The organism is Kibdelosporangium banguiense (assembly GCF_017876405.1).
Classification (GTDB): Bacteria; Actinomycetota; Actinomycetes; order Mycobacteriales; family Pseudonocardiaceae; genus Kibdelosporangium; species Kibdelosporangium banguiense.
The window spans coordinates 2,085,451-2,097,662 of record NZ_JAGINW010000001.1 but is presented as its reverse complement, the minus strand read 5'-3'; the positions used below and the strand labels follow the sequence as shown (position 1 = coordinate 2,097,662).

Sequence of the window (12,212 nt, the reverse complement as noted above, 5' to 3'; positions counted from 1 at the left end):
GCGCGCAATGCTGAATTACGACGGGGAGGCGCATACCGGCATGGATCTGCGTTATGAGGCGTTCTGTTTCGCGGATCGTTACTTCTACGACGTCGATGGTTACGGCATCGAGACTTTGGACAGTTGGGTCAGCATGCTTTCCGAATTGCTGCGAGGCTGGCGGCGGTTCGATCGCGGCGACTGGCATGTCTGCCTCCCCGATGCCGTGGACCTGCCGATGCAGGGCTGGAAGGTGCATGTGGCAGCCGCGCCGGGCCAGGCTCGCACGGTTCTCGACGCGGTCCGCGGTTACTGTGTACAATCTGGGTTGCCGTTCAAATTCCTGCGGTCGGCGAAGATTCACGCGAATCGTAACGCGAAGTATGCCGACCGCTCGGCAAGTGGAAAATTGATCACGATTTACCCGGTCGACGAGCCCGCGCTCAAACGCGTTCTCGATGATCTCGCCGAGCAGCTCACGGACGTCGACGCTCCACATATCCCAGGCGACCTGAGGTATGGAAAGAGCCCACTTTATGTCCGCTTCGGCGGATTCGTCGAACGTATGATCATCGATTCACGTGGGGCCGCGATACCGGCACTGGAACGACCGGACGGCCGGCTCGTCCCGGAGTCGGGCACGCAGGGTTTCCAGCTGCCCGACTGGGTCCGGATCCCGGGCTTCCTGAAACCTCATCTGGAGGCCCAGCGCACCGAGGAACCGATCGCGTACCAGGTCAGCAATGTGATGCATCTGACCAACGCGGGCGCCGTGTACCTGGCCGGACGCAAGCACGACGGCCGCCAGGTCGTGCTCAAGGAGGCCAGGCCCTACACCGGCGTCGACCAGGACGGTGCGGACGCTGTGACCCGTCTCGACCGTGAGGCCCGCACGCTCACCCTGCTCGCAGGCGTCCCCGGGATACCGGAGCTGCACGAGCGGATTTCAGTGTGGGGCAACGAGATCCTGGTGCTCAGCGCGATGCCGGGCGTTCAACTCGGCCGTTGGCTGGCCCGCAACTACCCGTTGACCCAGCGCGAGACGAGCACGTCCGACCGCGTCCGGTACACCGAACGCGCGCTGGCGGTACTCGGCCGGATCGAGCGGATCCTGTCCGACGTGCACCGCCGCGGGCTGGTGTACGGGGATCTCAACGACCGCAACATCCTGGTCGACGACGACGATTCAGTGTCGTTTGTGGACTTCGAACTGACTTTCCCCGCTGTCGACCCGCATCGTCCTTCCGGTGCCACACCGGGATTCCGGGCCCCGGTGGACCGCGCGGGCTACGAGGTCGACCGGTACGCCTTCGCGGTCCTGCGGCTGTGGATGTTCCTGCCGATGACGATGGTGCTCGACCTGGAGCCCGACAAACTCGCCGACTTCGTCCGCCAGGTCCGCAAACGATTCGACCTGCCGTTGGGGTATCTGGAAGAAGTGCTGGCCGAGCTGCGCCCGCGGGCGGCCCGATCGGCCCGCCGACGAACCGCGATCGACCAGCCCGAGGTCAACTGGACCTCGGTCCGCCGGTCCATTGCGGACGGTGTGCTGACCAGCGCCACCCCGCAGCGCGAGGACCGGCTCTTTCCCGGCGACATCCAGCAGTTCTCGGCCGGTGGCACCGGATTCGGGCACGGCGCGGCCGGTGTCCTGCACGCGCTGGACGTGTCCGGGTTCGGCCGCTACCCGGCACACGAACAGTGGCTGCTCGACGCGGTGCAACGGCAAACGCCTGTGACAGCGGGTTTCTGGGACGGCGCACACGGCACGATCCATGTCCTGGAGAACTTCGGCCACCACGCCGCGGCCGACGAACTGCTCGAGAAGGTCGAACCGCGGCTGCCGGTGATCACCTGCCACGGCCTGCGCACCGGCCTGGCCGGGATCGGCCTCAACCTGCTGCACCTCGCGGCCAGCAGGCAGGACGCCGGTCACCTCTGGCAGGCGATCGAGATCGGCGACAAGCTGAGCGCGATGCTCGACAACGCCCCGCTGCCCGGCCCAGGCCTGCGCGGCCGGGCCGGCCTGATGCACGGCTGGTCCGGGCCCGCGCTGCTGTTCCTCAGGCTCTTCGAACGCACCCGTGACCGCGGCTGGCTGGACCACGCCGACCTGGCTGTCCGCCGCGACCTGATGGAATGCGCCCGGACACCGGACGGGTCCCTGCAGGTCCGCGACCGGCAGAGCACGTTGCCGTACCTCGAAGTCGGCAGTGCGGGCATCACACTGGTGATGGAAGAGCTGCTGATGACCGCGCCGGACGCCTCGGTCGCGAGCGAACTGCCCAGGCTGCGGCGCGCCCTGCTGTCGGAGTTCGTGATCCAGCCCGGCCTGATGCTCGGCCGGGCCGGACTGATCGGGGCCCTGGCCGCAGGACTACGCCGCGACCCGGACCCGCTCGCCGCCCGAGCCCTCGACCAGCACCTCGAGTGGATGACGCTGCACGCGGTGCCGTATCACGGGCACATCGCGTTCCCCGGCACGCACTTGCTCCGGCTGTCGATGGACGTGGCCACCGGCGGCGCCGGCGTGCTGCTGGCGCTGGCATCCGCATTGGACGGTGCGCAGCTGTTGCCTTTTCTGAGCGAACAACCGTTGGCGCTGACCGGGTTCAGTACCGGAAGAACCGTTCACGCTGGCCCTGGCGGACGAGTTTGAGCCACTGCAGGAACGCCTTGGGGTCCTTGCGCACGGTCAGGAAGTACAGGCCGAAGCGCAGGACCTCCAGGGCGCCGATCTTGCGCATTCCAGGCCGGGACAACAGGTAGCCGCGGTTGCGGTAGGTGTAGTACCGCTTCACCTCGTTGTCCGGGTCCTGGGCGTGGAACCGGCCGCCCAGCATCGGCTTGAACTCGTCCGATCCGTCCGGGTGCAGATAGGTCACCTTCAGCGAGGTGCCGAACGGCAACCCGGACCGGACCAGCCGGCGGTGCACTTCGACCTCGTCGCCCCGCACGAACAACCGGTAGTCCGGCACGCCGACGACGTCCAATGTAGACGCACGGAACAGCGCCCCATTGAACAGCGACGCGATCCCGGGCAGGAAGTCCGTGCCCAGCTCCGAGCGCTGCCGCTTCCACGTCAGCCCGCGGCGCAACGGGAACGCCAGCGTGTCCGGGGTGTTGATGTTCGCCACCACCGGCGAGATCTCCGCCAGCCCGCGCCGCTTCGCCTCGCTCAGCAGCACTTCCAGCACGGTCTCGTCGGCCGGGCGGCCGTCGTCGTCGGCAAGCCAGACCCACTCCGCGCCCATCGCCAGCGCGTGCAGGATGCCGAGCGCGAAACCACCCGCGCCACCGAGATTGCGGTGCGAAGCAAGGTAGGTCGACGGGATCCCGGACTCGGCCACGAGATCCTCGACCGGCTGGTCCGGGCCGTTGTCGACCACCACGAGGTGATCCAGCGGCCGCGTCTGCGCACCCAGGACCTTCAACGAGTCGGTCAGCAGCTCACGCCGGTGCCGGGTCACCACGACCGCGACGACCGAGTCAGGCCCAAGTGCTTTGCTCACCGGGAATCGCCACCCGCGACCTGCTCGACACCCAGCCGGGCCAGCATCTCCGGACTGAGGTTCTCGTACGGGTCTCTGCCCTTGTAGGCGGTGAGCACCTCGCGCAGCGAGCCCTGCATCTTCATCCGGCCGCCGTCCATCCAGATCGCCGAGTTGCACAGCTCCAGCAGCAGATCGTCCTGATGCGAGGCGAAGACCAGCAAGCCGGAGCGTTTCACCAGGTCGATCAGCCGGTTGCGGGCCTTGTCCATGAACGCCGCGTCGACCGCGCCGATGCCCTCGTCGAGGATCAGGATCTCCGGGTCGATCGAGGTCACGATGCCCAGCGCCAGCCGCACGCGCATACCCGTCGAGTACGCCCGCAGCGGCATCTGCAGGAAGTCGCCGAGCTCGGAGAACTCCGCGATGTCGTCGACCCGCTTCTCCATCTGCTTGCGGGTCATGCCCAGAAACAGCCCGCGGATCATGATGTTCTCGATGCCGGAGATCTCCGGGTCCATGCCCACGCCGAGGTCGAACACCGGCGCGATCTTGCCGACGATCTTCGACCCGCCGGTGATCGGCTCGTAGATGCCCGACAGCAGCCGCAGCAGCGTGGACTTGCCGGCGCCGTTGTGGCCCACCAGGGCGACCCGGTCGCCGTCGTGCAACGAGAGGGTGATGTCCTTCAGCGCCTCGATCACGGGGATCTTCGTGTCCGTGCCGATGTGGCCGCCGACCTTGCCGAGCACCGCCTTCTTCAGCGACCTGCTCTTGGCGTCGAAGATCGGGAAGTCGACCGAGGCGTTCCAGACGTCGATGCTGACCATGTGCTGTCCTGCCTCACTCAGACCCAGTAGGGGACACGCGCGCGGTAGTTCCGCAGCGCCACCAGTGCGAACATCCAGCCGACAACAGTGATGCCGCCGACCACAGCCCAATGGTGCCAGCTCTGGGTGTTGCCGATCAGCGGGGCACGGATGATCTCGATGTAGTGGTAGACCGGGTTGAGCTCGGTCACCAGGGTCTTCCACAGCGCGATGTCGCCGCCGCCGATCCTGTTGTGCAGGATGTCGGTCGACCAGACGATCGGTGTCATGAAGAACACCAGCTGGATCAGCGCGTTGATGACCTGCGGGATGTCGCGGTAGCGGGTGGAGATGATGCCGAACAGCAGCGAGACCCACACACCGTTCAGCGCGACCAGCACGAACGCCGGGACGGCCAGGAACACCGACCAGTCCAGGCCCGGCTGGGGCAGCCCGTTCTCGACCATCTGGTAGCCGGGAGTGGTCACGTCGCTGAAGAAGATCGCGATGACGACCAGGTAGACCAGCAGGTTGTGCAGCATCATCAGGGTCAGGCGCCACACCGTGCGCAGCGCGTAGACCGTCAGCGGTGCGGGCAGGTGCTTGATCAGGCCCTCGTTGCGGATGAAGGTCTCAGTGCCTTCGGTGATGCAGCCGAGGATGAAGTTCCAGACGATGAAGCCGACTGTCAGATATGGCAGGAACGTCCCGATCTGGGCCTTGAACAGCGTCGAGTAGACCAGCCCGAGGCCCGCGGCGGTGACCGCCATCGCCAGGGTGATCCACAGCGGGCCGATCACCGACCGGCGATAACGCTGCTTGATGTCCTGCCAGCCGAGGTGACCCCACAGGTCCCTCAGCTGGACGCCACTCTTGATGTCCTCCCAGGCCCGGCGGTAGGTCCGGCTGGGATTGTCGAGAGGAGCTTCTGCCGCCGTCATCGGTCGGTCGATCGTGCTCGTCGCATGCACGGTTGTTGAGAGTACCGGCGGTCTGTCGACCGATCGGTGACCGGTCGGTCACTGAGCTCACCTTCACCTGTGCTGCGCATGAGCAGGGATGGTAAGTCGCTCAGGCGTGCGGGAGTAACGCCGGGCAGCCCTTGGAATAGGCAGGGTCGTACTCGAAGTGCCAAGGCTCGTTTTCATAACGGCGGCACCAGCCGTGAGCTCCGGCACTGCGTTCCACCCAGCCCGCGGCCGACAACGGCTGGATGTCGACGGCGAAACCCTTGACGTGGTTCGACTGGTCGGGCGGCAGGACGTATTTGCGGGCCAGCTCCTCGGTCCCGTATCTCTTGACGTAGTCGTCGTACTGGGCCTGCTGCTGGCGTGTGCTGCGTTTGCCGTCCTGCAGGCAGAGTGTGACGTTCTGCTCAGCCGCCTTGGCCTTCAGCTTCTGGTACGCCTCCAGCACGTCGTCGCGAAGGCCTTTCGGGTCCTCGTTGACGTAGCGCTTGTCCGTCGGGCAGGTCGGCCCGGAATCCGCGCCGACCACCCCGTTGATGTCGTACGTCGGCGTGCCGGCGAACCGGTCGTAGCCGACCACTTTGAAGCTCCACAGCCCGAAGAGAGCGCCTGAGAAAAGCACCACAACCCCTGCGACCAGGAGGACTCGAATCCATCCCCGCACGTAGGTCAAGACGCGTGGCGCCGTATGGAAGTTGCCTCGCTACAGATACTGGCCGCGCTGGGCCTCCGGCTGCGCGTCGCCCACACCGGGTGGCAGCGCGCCCCGGCGCATCTGCTCCAGCTGCACACGCGCGGACATCTGCTGGGCGAACAACGCCGTCTGGATCCCCGCGAAAAGGCCCTCCAGCCAGCCGACGAGCTGGGCCTGGGCGACCCGCAGCTCGGCGTCCGACGGGATGCTGTCGTCGGTGAACGGCAGCGTCAGGCGGTCCAGCTCCTCCCGCAGCTCGGGCGCCAGGCCCTCCTCGAGCTCCTTGATGGACGAGGCGTGGATCTCCTTGAGCCGGGTGCGGCTGGCGTCGTCCAGCGGAGCCGCCCTGACCTCCTCCAGCAGTTGCTTGATCATGGTGCCGATCCGCATCACCTTCGCGGGCTGCTCGACCATGTCGCCGATCTGCTCGGACCCTTCGCCCTTCTCGGAGCCGTCCGGGATGCGAGCGGCGCCGAGTGGCTGCCCGTCCGGGCCTACTACGACCACGTGGTGCGCGTTGTCCTCGCCGTTGTCACCTGGCTGGCTCATCTGTCCCATCCTGCCTGGGTTGGCTAGCTGCTGTGTCCCCCAAACGTCCATACCCGAGGGTAGCGGTCACGGCACTTGGACCGGTCCGTACGGTGTGGCCATGGCGTTCGACGTCGCTCGGATCCGTGGGCTGTTCCCCGCGTTGGGTGACGGCTGGATTCATCTGGACGCATCGGCCGGCATGCAAGTGCCCGAACAGGTGGCCACCGCGGTGTCCACGGCCATGCGCGCACCCGTGTCCGGACCTGGTGGCGCCTTCCCGGCGTCACAACGAGCCGAGGCCATCGTTGACGCCGCCCGGCGCGCCGTAGCCGATCTCGTCGGCGGCGACCCGGCAGGCGTGGTCCTCGGCCCGAACGTGCCCGTACTGCTGCAACGCCTGGCAGAGGCGATGGGCAGCGGCTGGCTGATCGGTGACGAGCTCGCGGTGTCGCGCCTGGACCACCAGGCCAACATCGCCCCCTGGCTGAAGGCGGCGCAGCGACCGGGCGCGGCCATCCGTTGGGGTGAGATCGACATCGAGACCTGCGAGCTGCCCGCGTGGCAGTACGAGAGCCTGATGTCCCGGCGGACAAAGGTGGTCGCGGTCACAGCGGCCTCCGGAGCGGTCGGCACAAGACCGGACGTGCCGAAGATCGCCGACATCGCGCACAGTGCGGGCGCGTTGATGGTGGTCGACGCCTCCGCAGCGGCCCCCTTCATGCCGATCGACATGCAGGCCCTGGGCGCCGACATCATCGCCGTGTCCGCCTCCGCGTGGGGCGGCCCCGCAGTCGGTGCCCTGGTCTTCGCCGACCCGGAACTGCTCGACCGTCTGCCGGCCTGCTCTCTCGACCCAGGCACGCGCGGCCCCGAAAGGCTGGAATTGGGGGCGCACGCGTACCCGATGCTGGCTGGTCTGGTGGCGTCCGTGGATTATCTCGCTGGCCTCGACGACACCGCCTCCGGAACAAGGCGCGAGCGTTTGCAGACCTCATTGTCCTCGGCAAAGTCCTATCAAGCAGGTCTGCTGGCGAAACTCATTTCCGAGCTGCGCGCGATCCGCAACGTGATGGTCATCGGCGACGCCATGCGACGGATTCCGGTACTGGCTTTCACAATCGCCGACATGAAGGCAACGGACGCGATTGTGGCGCTGGCCGACCGCGGAATCTGCGCATTCGCCGACGACGTGCCCAGCGGAGTTTTCGCGGCCCTGGGCGTGAGCGAAGTCGGCGGCGCAGTCCGGGTCGGCCTCGCGCACTACACAACATCCAGCGAGGTGGACCAACTGGTCGACGCGGTGGCCGACCTACGCAACTAGCTCTTCGGAGAGATCCCAGAGCCGCTTGGCGGCTTCGGAATCAAGCGCGTAGCTTTCCGCTTCGGCCTCGTTGCTGTCCTCGAAATAACGACCGCTGATGTTGTCGAGCAGAGGTGATGCGGCAACCAGAGCGGAAGTGGCTGCGCCCTGTTCGGTGCTCTTCCACTCAAAAGTGTCGAAGAGTTCCCGAAGCTCGGGCGTGAACACAACATGCCGTTGCAAGTTGGTGCGAATTCCGCCCGGGTGAAGCGCGTTGACGGTAATGCCGTCCGCGGCCCAGCGCTTGGCGGCTTCCACCGCGAAAAGAATGTTCGCAGTCTTCGACTGGCCATAGGCGAGCCAACCGTCATACTGGCGGTTCTCGAAGTGAATATCCTCAAAGTGCACGGGAGACCGCCGGTGCGCCGAGGAGCTGACGGACACGATCCGCGCGTTGCCCGCTTCCTTGAGCGCGTCGTGCAGCCCCAGCGCGAGCGCGAAGTGGCCAAGGTGGTTGGTGGCGAACTGCAACTCCCAGCCTTCCGCGGTCCGGTGCAACTCCGGCAGAGCCATCACACCCGCGTTGTTGACCAGAATGTCCAGCGGCCCATCCCAGCCCTGCGCGAACTTCGCGATCGAGGACCGGTCGGCAAGGTCAAGATGCGCGGCCGTGATCCCCTTGGGCACTTCGACATCGGAGTTGCGAATCGCAACCGTGACCTCAGCCCCGGCGGCGGCCAGCACCCGCGCGGTCTCAGTCCCGATACCCGAGGCGCCACCCGTCACCACAGCACGCTTGCCGGTCAGGTCGACACCCGCGAGAACATCCTCGGCAGTCGAATCTTTACTGAACGGAGTGACAACGCGACCCATGATCATCCCTGTCGGTCAGGACCTCCATCATGCGGAGGAGGCTCCGGTACCAGTCATAACCGGAGCCTTCTCCAGATAATTCCCGTGATCGCGGTCACATCGAGTCCGTCCTGGGCCGGCTGTTGCCGGGGTGGGCCTGTCCATGTCCATCCGCGCCTGGCCGTGCATCTCTGTGCTTGCCTGTGCTTGCCCCGCGCTCCTCCGCATGAGGAATTCGCCAAGGGGAACCCTTGATTAACACGTTACCGGAGGGGGCTGACAGTTTCGAGGTTTTTGCAGGTCAGGGGTGGCTCAAGGGGTGAGGATGATCTTGCCGAAGACCTCGCCGCCTGCCTCCAGTGCCGAGTGCGCGGCACTCGCGTCCCGCATCGGCACGACGGAGTGGACGATCGGTTTGACCTGTCCCTTGGCGATCAACGGCCACAGTCCTTCCCGGACTCCGGCGACCACCTCGGCCTTGCTGCCCTTGCCGGTCGACGGCCGGCCGCGCAGCCCGAGAGAAGCCAGGGTGCCCCGCTTCGGCAGCAGTTTCGAGAAGTCCAGTTCGGCTTTGCGTCCACCTTGGAACCCGATCACCATCAGCCGCCCGTCGTTGGCCAGCGCGGTGACGTTGCGGTCCAAATAGGATGCACCCATGTTGTCCAGGATCACGTCGGCACCGTGCTTGCCCAGTACTTCGACGAAATCCTGCGTCTTGTAATTGATCACGATGTCGGCGCCGAGTTCGGTGCAGCGCGCCAGCCGCTCGTCCGAACCGGCGGTCACGGCCACGGTCGCGCCCAGAGCCTTGCCGACCTGGATCGCGTGCGTGCCGATGCCGCCCGCGCCGCCGTGCACGAGCAGGATCTCGCCGGAACGCAGCCCCGCGTGCTGGACGACGTTGGACCACACGGTGCACGCCACCTCAGGCAGTGAAGCGGCGGTCACCACGTCAACGCCCTCAGGCAACGGCATGACCTGCACGGCAGGCACCGCGACCTTCGAGGCGTACCCGCCGCCGGCGAGCAACGCGCAAACCTGGTCGCCGACCTGCCATTCGGTAACGCCGTCACCGAGTGCGGCGATCGTGCCGGAGCACTCCAGCCCGATGATGTTCGGCGCACCCGGCGGTGGCGGGTAGAAGCCTTGGCGCTGCAACAAATCCGCCCGGTTCACCGCACTCGCGGCGATGTCGATGAGCACCTCGCCCGGCCCTGGCTGGGGGTCCGGCACCTCGGTCCATTCCAGTACGTCAGGTCCACCCGGCTCGCGGGCCACGATTGCATACACATCTCCACGGTAAACCGGTCGCGCTCCGTACACCGGACGGGGACCATCACCGACATGGATCCCTGGCCGCTGCGACATCTCCTCCTGCGCACACCGCGTCTGGAACTGCGCCCCGACGACGACGCTGGCCTGCTCGATCTGGCTGAGGTGGCCCAGCGGGGGATCCATCCGCCGGACTACATGCCGTTCGTTGTGCCGTGGACCGACAACCAGCCGCACGAGTGGCTGCAGCATTACTGGCTCACCCGGGCCACGCTGTCCCCGGCGGACTGGACCGTCAACTTCCTGGTCCGGCTGAACGGCCGCGTGATCGGCATGCAGGGCCTGTCCGCCAAGGACTTCGCGGTGACCAGGGCGGCGCAAACCGGTTCCTGGCTGGGAATCGGCCATCAGGGACAGGGTTACGGAACGGAAATGCGTGCCGCCGTGGCGATGTTCGCGTTCGACCATCTGCACGCCGAACAGATGTCGTCCGGTGCGTTCGCCGACAACAAAGCGTCACACGCTGTCAGCCGCAAGCTCGGTTACCGTCCCGACGGCACGGAACGGATGGCGGTCAAGGGAAAACTGGCCACCAACGTCCGGCTGCGGCTCACCCCGGAGACGTTCGTCCGTCCGCAATGGCCGGTCGAGGTCGATGGGCTGGACGGCTGCGCCGAATTGCTCGGTTCGGGCGTACCGGACAGGTGAATCCCGGCAAAACCCGCACAGAACCCTTGACCTGCCGAACTCGCCAGCGAGATGGTGACGGACCACCAGGCAGGAAGGGATGTTCATGCCCGTCAAGGGAACAATCCGGTTAGCCGCAGCAGTTTTCGCGGCGACCATGGGGATCACTCTCACCGCGATACCGGCCGCCGCCAAGCCCGAACAGGGCGACGCGCTGGCCCGCAAAATCTCACGCAACGTCACTGTGGACGGCGTGAACCGCCATTTGATCGCGCTCCAACGGCTTGCCGACCGTAACGGGCGTACCCGCGTCGCCGGCAGCGCCGGTCACCAGCAGTCAGCGAACTACATCGCCGACAAGGTGCGCGCGGCCGGATTCGACGTCTCGGTCCACGAGTTCCCGTTCGTCTACTTCGTGGTCTCGGTGGAGACCCTGACCGCGGGTGGCCGGTCGATCCCGACCCACATGTTCACCTACAGCAAGTCCACTCCAGCCGGTGGCGTGACCGCCCCGCTCGTCGCGGTCCCGGTGGACGCCACCACGGGCTGTGAGGCCAGTGACTACGCCGGGCTCGCGCTCACCGGCAAGATCGCGCTCATCAAGCGCGGCGGCTGCACGTTCGCCATCAAGCAGCAGCTCGCCTCGGAGGCGGGCGCGATCGCGGCGATCATCTACAACAACATCGCCGAGCCGCAGCCGCTGGGCGGCACGCTGAGTGACCCGGCGAACGCCCGTATCCCGACCGTCGGCGTGAACCTGGCTGAAGGCGAAGCCCTCGCAGCCAACCCGCCCGCGTCGGTGACTGTCGACGCCCGTGCGACCGAGGAGCCACGCCGGTCGTTCAACGTCCTCGCCCAGACCAAGACCGGTCGCAAGGACAACGTCGTGATGGCAGGCGCGCACCTCGACAGCGTCGCCGCTGGTCCTGGCATCAACGACAACGGCAGCGGCTCGGCGACGCTGCTGGAGACCGCGCTGCAGCTCGGCGGCTCGCCCAAGGTCAACAACGCGATCCGGTTCGGCTGGTGGAGTGCGGAGGAGTTCGGCCTGGTCGGCTCCACGCAGTACGTCCGCTCGCTGAGCTTCGAACAGCAGCTGGACATCGCGCTGTACCTGAACTTCGACATGGTCGGCTCGCCGAACGCGGGTCACTTCATCTACGACGGCGACGACTCCGACGGCGTCGGCGCGGGCCCCGGCCCGTACGGCTCGGCCCAGATCGAATCCGCGATCCAGGCGAGGTTCGCGGCCGCCGGCGTCCCGACCGAAGGCAAGGACTACGACTCTCGTTCGGACTACGCGGAGTTCGTGGCCCAGGGCATCCCGTCCGGCGGCACGTTCACCGGCGCCGAGGTCATCAAGACCGCGGCGCAGGCCGCGAAGTGGGGCGGACGCGCCGGCGTCGCCTTCGACCCGTGCTACCACCAGGCCTGCGACAACCTCGGCAACATCGACCGGGTCGCACTCGGCAAGCAGGCCACGGCGATCGCCTACGTGATCGCGGCCTACGGCTACAGCACCGAGGACGTCAACGGTGTGCCGCCCCGCAGCAAGCGCGCCGAGGTGCGTTCGGCTGCCAAGTCCCGGGCTGCTCTGACGAGCGACTCGATCGAGTTCTGATCTGGCGC

The 12,212-nt window shown here is 66.7% G+C and carries 11 protein-coding genes; 4 read left to right on the top strand and 7 right to left on the bottom strand.

The features are described from left to right. Positions 1-7: 7 nt before the first annotated feature. A complete protein-coding gene (lanKC, locus tag JOF56_RS10025) occupies positions 8-2,638 on the top strand; it encodes a class III lanthionine synthetase LanKC (RefSeq protein ID WP_245378219.1) in 2,631 nt (876 codons plus the stop codon). Here lanKC and glfT1 read toward each other — a convergent pair. The 5 genes from glfT1 to JOF56_RS10000 all read right to left on the bottom strand — a co-directional run bounded on the left by glfT1 (position 2,592) and on the right by JOF56_RS10000 (position 6,499). After that, a complete protein-coding gene (glfT1, locus tag JOF56_RS10020; RefSeq protein ID WP_209636618.1) occupies positions 2,592-3,491 on the bottom strand; it encodes a galactofuranosyltransferase GlfT1 in 900 nt (299 codons plus the stop codon). The genes lanKC and glfT1 overlap by 47 nt on opposite strands. Beyond that, positions 3,488-4,300, bottom strand: coding sequence for a galactan export ABC transporter ATP-binding subunit Wzt/RfbE (wzt, locus tag JOF56_RS10015; protein WP_209636616.1), 813 nt, complete (start codon positions 4,298-4,300; stop codon positions 3,488-3,490). The genes glfT1 and wzt overlap by 4 nt, the downstream gene beginning before the upstream one ends. Positions 4,301-4,317: 17 nt before the next feature. Then, positions 4,318-5,220 (bottom strand): galactan export ABC transporter permease subunit Wzm/RfbD, encoded by a 903-nt coding sequence (gene wzm, locus JOF56_RS10010; protein ID WP_209636614.1) that lies wholly within the window; start codon positions 5,218-5,220, stop codon positions 4,318-4,320. A 130-nt stretch (positions 5,221-5,350) separates the two neighbouring features. Continuing rightward, positions 5,351-5,869, bottom strand: a complete 519-nt coding sequence (locus JOF56_RS10005) for a D-alanyl-D-alanine carboxypeptidase family protein (protein WP_307855013.1) — start codon at positions 5,867-5,869, stop codon at positions 5,351-5,353. Positions 5,870-5,950: 81 nt separating this feature from the next. Further along, positions 5,951-6,499 carry a bacterial proteasome activator family protein gene (locus JOF56_RS10000; protein ID WP_372447854.1) on the bottom strand — a complete coding sequence of 183 codons (549 nt, stop codon included), beginning with the start codon at positions 6,497-6,499 and terminating at the stop codon, positions 5,951-5,953. 91 nt (positions 6,500-6,590) lie between these two features. On the opposite strand from JOF56_RS10000, the gene JOF56_RS09995 reads away from it, so the two are divergent. Then, complete coding sequence (locus JOF56_RS09995; RefSeq protein ID WP_209636610.1) at positions 6,591-7,793, top strand: cysteine desulfurase-like protein; 1,203 nt, start codon at positions 6,591-6,593, stop codon at positions 7,791-7,793. Here the strand turns inward: JOF56_RS09995 and JOF56_RS09990 are convergent. Together JOF56_RS09990 and JOF56_RS09985 are read right to left on the bottom strand one after the other, a co-directional pair. After that, positions 7,782-8,645, bottom strand: a complete 864-nt coding sequence (locus JOF56_RS09990; protein ID WP_209636608.1) for an SDR family NAD(P)-dependent oxidoreductase — start codon at positions 8,643-8,645, stop codon at positions 7,782-7,784. The two genes, JOF56_RS09995 and JOF56_RS09990, sit on opposite strands and share 12 nt — an antisense overlap. 291 nt (positions 8,646-8,936) lie before the next feature. Next, positions 8,937-9,914, bottom strand: a complete 978-nt coding sequence (locus JOF56_RS09985; RefSeq protein WP_209636607.1) for an NAD(P)H-quinone oxidoreductase — start codon at positions 9,912-9,914, stop codon at positions 8,937-8,939. Positions 9,915-9,968: 54 nt separating this feature from the next. Between JOF56_RS09985 and JOF56_RS09980 the strand changes: the two genes are divergently transcribed. Continuing rightward, the gene (locus JOF56_RS09980) at positions 9,969-10,604 is read left to right on the top strand and encodes a GNAT family N-acetyltransferase (protein WP_209636605.1); all 636 of its coding nucleotides are present in this window, start codon (positions 9,969-9,971) and stop codon (positions 10,602-10,604) included. 85 nt (positions 10,605-10,689) lie between these two features. Continuing rightward, positions 10,690-12,204, top strand: coding sequence for a M28 family metallopeptidase (locus JOF56_RS09975; protein WP_245378218.1), 1,515 nt, complete (start codon positions 10,690-10,692; stop codon positions 12,202-12,204). Positions 12,205-12,212 lie beyond the last annotated feature (8 nt).

Coding starts and splice junctions, on each gene's coding strand:
- lanKC (WP_245378219.1), top strand. CDS start 8: ATGCTGAATTACGACGGGGAGGCGCATACCGGCATGGATCTGCGTTAT.
- wzt (WP_209636616.1), bottom strand. CDS start 4,300: ATGGTCAGCATCGACGTCTGGAACGCCTCGGTCGACTTCCCGATCTTC.
- wzm (WP_209636614.1), bottom strand. CDS start 5,220: ATGACGGCGGCAGAAGCTCCTCTCGACAATCCCAGCCGGACCTACCGC.
- JOF56_RS10000 (WP_372447854.1), bottom strand. CDS start 6,499: ATGGGACAGATGAGCCAGCCAGGTGACAACGGCGAGGACAACGCGCAC.
- JOF56_RS09995 (WP_209636610.1), top strand. CDS start 6,591: ATGGCGTTCGACGTCGCTCGGATCCGTGGGCTGTTCCCCGCGTTGGGT.
- JOF56_RS09990 (WP_209636608.1), bottom strand. CDS start 8,645: ATGGGTCGCGTTGTCACTCCGTTCAGTAAAGATTCGACTGCCGAGGAT.
- JOF56_RS09980 (WP_209636605.1), top strand. CDS start 9,969: ATGGATCCCTGGCCGCTGCGACATCTCCTCCTGCGCACACCGCGTCTG.
- JOF56_RS09975 (WP_245378218.1), top strand. CDS start 10,690: ATGCCCGTCAAGGGAACAATCCGGTTAGCCGCAGCAGTTTTCGCGGCG.